Raw genomic sequence first — 3,406 nt, forward strand, 5'->3', positions numbered from 1 at the left:
GTTTGGTGCATCCCGGAGTGCTGGCGGCGGGATAGAAATACACGATGACCTTACGGCCGCGGTAATCGGCAAGCGACACGTCGTTGCCGTCGGCATCGGTGAGTGTGAATGCGGGTGCGGTGTCGCCGGGAGCGAGTCTGCTGTTGTCGGTCACAGGCAGTCAGGCTACCCAAGCCGGTGGCAAAGCGAGAGAATGCCGGGGAAAGGGAATGGGGGAGACCGGGCAGTGGCCGCCACATTCTCGTCTACGGTTGACGCAGGAACCGGATCGAACGATCGAACAAGTTGGAGGACACGTGCCCAGGGACACCGAGAGCATCGAGCGTGATATCGAGAATGCGCGCAACCAGCTCGCGAGCACTCTCGACGAATTGACGGTCCGCACCAATCCGAAGCGTCTCGTGGAGAGCACGAAGCGGTCTCTGATCGTGAAGTTGAACGAGCCTGCGGTCAAGTACGGACTGATCGCTGCGGGTGTGTTGGTGGGGCTCCTGGTGCTGCGCAAAGCCTTGCGCTGAACACCTCGTCGTAGCGGGCCGTCGGATGTGAAGTTTTCGGAACCTTCATGATCCGGCGGCCCGTTCGTCATCGCAGCGTCGAGACGACACCGTTGAGACGACACCGTCGAGTGGTGGCATCGACATCGTGGAACGAGAACGGCCCCCATCCTGGCGAGAGGATGGGGGCCGTTCCTGCAAGTGCGCCCACAGGGACTCGAACCCCGGACCCAGTGATTAAGAGTCACTTGCTCTACCAACTGAGCTATAGGCGCTCGCTCTTGCGAGACAGAACAGTAGCGGACCGCTTCCGAGGAATGCAAATCAGCTGGTTGCCGACCGTCGTGGCGAGCGAACCACGCTGTCACCCGTAACGAAATGCGCCCCTGATCGCGATTGATATTCGAACGTTACCGAGCGGCTCGGCGCTTGGTTGGAACCCGTCTCGGGTGGCTGGCATTATTGGAAACCACACGGTCTCGACGTGCTGTTCCGTCCCTCGATGCGGGAGACGTGCCGGCTTGAACGTGAATTCGGAGCGAGGACGTGAAGTGGGGTTATCCATGGTGCTGGTGCGCGGAACGCGCGTGAGTGGGCGCGGTGGGCGCGGGCGGTCGAAGAAATCCGTCTCGAAGGCGGGGAAGATTGCGGCGGCATCACTCGTATTCGCGATGGCGATCGCAGGCTGCAGTGTGTCCGGCACGGCCGATGTCACCTCGGAGGGTGAGGCGCCGATCGACTCGAACCCGCTGACCGAACTCATCAAGCCGAAGGTGACCGCCTCGGCGGCCGACGGTGCGGTCGGTTACTCGCCGGGCGATCCGGTGTCGGTGAGGGTGGTCGACGGCACGCTGTCCGAGGTCGCCATGTACAACCCGGAAGGTGAGCCGGTCGGCGGTGCCATCGCACCGGACCGCTTGTCCTGGGTCAACACCGAGCCCCTCGGATACAACAGGGAATACCGGATCGAGGCGAAGGCCAACGGTCTCGGCGGTGCCACCACCTCGACATCCTCGTTCACCACCAGTGCACCCGGCAACGTGACCAAGCCGTACGTGATGCCCGGCGAGGGCGCAGTGGTGGGCATCGGGCAGCCTGTGGCCGTGCAGTTCGACGAGAACATCCCGGACCGCAAGGCCGCGGAGGCGGCGATCACCATCACCACCAACCCACCCGTCGAGGGTGCCTTCTTCTGGGTGAACAACCGTGAGGTCCGTTGGCGTCCGCAGAACTACTGGGCACCCGGCACCACGGTGGACGTCAAAGTTGCGGTATACGGACGTGATCTCGGTAACGGAGTGTTCGGTCAGGAAGATGTGCACACCTCCTTCGTCATCGGCGACGCCATGGTCGCTGTAGCCGACGACAACACCAAGCAGGTCACGTTCGAGGTGAACGGCAATGTGGTCAAGACGGTGCCCACCTCGATGGGTAAAGACGACACACCCACCGACAACGGGGTCTACATCATCGGCGACCGATTCGATCACCTCGTCATGGACTCGTCCACGTACGGCGTGCCGGTCAACTCTCCCGCTGGATACAAGACGCCGGTCGACTGGGCCACCCGAATGTCGTACAGCGGCATCTTCTTCCACTCGGCTCCGTGGTCGGTGGGCCAGCAGGGGTACTCCAACACCAGCCACGGCTGCCTCAACCTGAGCCCGGCCGACGCCAAATGGGTGTACGACAACACCAAACGCGGAGACATCGTCATCGTCAAGAACACCGTGGGCGGCACCCTGTCGGGTACGGACGGCCTCGGTGACTGGAACATCCCGTGGAACGTCTGGAAGGCCGGGAACGCCAACGCCTGACAGGCGCTCCCGGTTGCCTTTCCGGAACGGAGAGGCAACGAAAAAGCCCCCGGCCGCGGCCGGGGGCTTCTTCGTTCTGGGGTGAGTGACGGGACTCGAACCCGCGACAGCCAGGATCACAACCTGGTGCTCTACCAACTGAACTACACTCACCATCCGCTTCGGCCACCGCCCGGGGGCAGTAACTTCAGCGAGGAAGATACTAGCGTGCCGCAAGCCTCGGAAGCCAATCGCCTGGTCAGGCGGGTCCGAGATCCTCGACCACCGCGGCGATGTCGCTGGTGGACGGGCCGGGATCAGGCACGAACGCGGTGCGGCGGTAGTACCGGAGTTCACGGATCGACTCCCTGATGTCCGCCAGCGCGCGGTGAGCAAGCCCCTTCTCGGGCTGACCGAAATAGATGCGCGGGTACCAGCGGCGGCACAGTTCCTTGATCGAGCTGACATCGATCATCCGATAGTGGAGATACGTATCGAGATCAGGCATGTCGCGCGCGATGAAGCCGCGGTCCGTTGCGATGGAGTTGCCCGCCAGCGGAGCGGTGCCCGCCACCGGGACGTGCTCTCTGACGTAGGCGAGTACCTGCTTCTCCGCATCGGCGAGCGTGACCACGGACTTCCGGACCTCTTCGGTCAGCCCCGACGTCTGATGCATCTTCTTCACCACGTCCGGCATCGCGCCCAGCGCCTCGTCGTCGGCGTGGATGACGATGTCGACACCCTCACCCAGCACGTTGAGGTCGCTGTCCGTGACGAGAGCGGCAATCTCGATCAGCTTGTCGGAACCGAGCCGAAGGCCGGTCATTTCACAGTCGATCCACACAAGTTTGTCCTGCACCAGGAACACAGTAGTCACGTGCGTCACGGGATAAGGTCTGCGGTGGATACTTTCCCGCCGTTCGTGCCCCCAGGAGGTCTTGGTGACCCAGCAACCGCAGGACGGCGGCGCGCCCCTGACGCCGGCACAGAAGGCAGAGGCGGCCAGGGCGGCGGCAGCCGAGGCGGCCAGGGTCGCCGCCGAGGCGGCGGTGTTCGCGGAGCAGGCGGCGAAGGAGGCGGCTGCCGCGGAGATCGCGGCGCAGGAATCGGCCC

4 protein-coding genes and 2 tRNA genes are annotated in these 3,406 nt (G+C 63.7%); 2 read left to right on the forward strand and 4 right to left on the reverse strand.

Annotation, left to right across the window (positions count from 1 at the left end; genetic code table 11):
• On the reverse strand, positions 1 to 154 hold a 154-nt coding region (locus tag WAW17_RS28440; RefSeq protein ID WP_422336206.1), incomplete at its 3' end, for a redoxin domain-containing protein.
• Positions 155 to 296: 142 nt separating this feature from the next.
• Between WAW17_RS28440 and WAW17_RS28445 the strand changes: the two genes are divergently transcribed.
• Positions 297 to 518 carry a DUF3618 domain-containing protein gene (locus WAW17_RS28445; protein WP_422336205.1) on the forward strand — a complete coding sequence of 74 codons (222 nt, stop codon included), beginning with the start codon at positions 297 to 299 and terminating at the stop codon, positions 516 to 518.
• Between the two features lie 181 nt (positions 519 to 699).
• Here the strand turns inward: WAW17_RS28445 and WAW17_RS28450 are convergent.
• Positions 700 to 772 (reverse strand) — tRNA-Lys (locus WAW17_RS28450).
• A 288-nt stretch (positions 773 to 1,060) separates the two neighbouring features.
• Between WAW17_RS28450 and WAW17_RS28455 the strand changes: the two genes are divergently transcribed.
• The gene (locus tag WAW17_RS28455; RefSeq protein WP_422336207.1) at positions 1,061 to 2,314 is read left to right on the forward strand and encodes a L,D-transpeptidase; all 1,254 of its coding nucleotides are present in this window, start codon (positions 1,061 to 1,063) and stop codon (positions 2,312 to 2,314) included.
• 77 nt (positions 2,315 to 2,391) lie between these two features.
• Here the strand turns inward: WAW17_RS28455 and WAW17_RS28460 are convergent.
• Both WAW17_RS28460 and orn read right to left on the reverse strand, forming a co-directional pair.
• Positions 2,392 to 2,467, reverse strand: a tRNA-His gene (locus WAW17_RS28460).
• A gap of 85 nt (positions 2,468 to 2,552) precedes the next feature.
• The gene (orn, locus tag WAW17_RS28465) at positions 2,553 to 3,152 is read right to left on the reverse strand and encodes an oligoribonuclease (RefSeq protein WP_422336208.1); all 600 of its coding nucleotides are present in this window, start codon (positions 3,150 to 3,152) and stop codon (positions 2,553 to 2,555) included.
• Between the last annotated feature and the right edge of the window lie 254 nt (positions 3,153 to 3,406).

The sequence above is a fragment of the Rhodococcus sp. (in: high G+C Gram-positive bacteria) genome, assembly GCF_049286785.1.
Taxonomy (GTDB): domain Bacteria; phylum Actinomycetota; class Actinomycetes; order Mycobacteriales; family Mycobacteriaceae; genus Rhodococcus_F.